Raw genomic sequence first — 371 nt, forward strand, 5'->3', positions numbered from 1 at the left:
AGGCACTGGCACCGCTTATTTTCATGTGCATACTCATGGCAAAATCAAAGCACGTAAGATCCCCATCCATCCACACTTATTCTCCTGTGGGTTACATGAATATGTGCAATGGTTGACAGATCATGGACATCAGCGCTTACTGTTTGATTTACCTGCAAAATCTGGTCGTTACAGTGAAAAGGCACGGATTTGGTTTTCCGGCGAGGGAGAGCGCGCTGGCTACCTACAGAAATGTGCTCTGCCCACTGTGGATCAGCACGGCCATAAAACCGCTTTGAGTAGTTTACGTCTAAACTTCGAGCAGCAGGTCCGTATTAGTGCCATGCAATTAGGCAGTAAAGCTGGGTTTTGTTATCTGCTCGGCCTCAAGG

At 47.7% G+C, this 371-nt stretch carries 1 protein-coding gene; it reads left to right on the forward strand.

Annotated elements, in window-relative coordinates; translation table 11 throughout:
* Window positions 1-371: site-specific integrase (locus CWC14_RS19475; RefSeq protein ID WP_502705432.1), on the forward strand; the 371-nt coding region annotated here is incomplete at both ends.

It is taken from the genome of Pseudoalteromonas sp. S3260, assembly GCF_005886925.1.
Lineage (GTDB): Bacteria > Pseudomonadota > Gammaproteobacteria > Enterobacterales > Alteromonadaceae > Pseudoalteromonas > Pseudoalteromonas tetraodonis.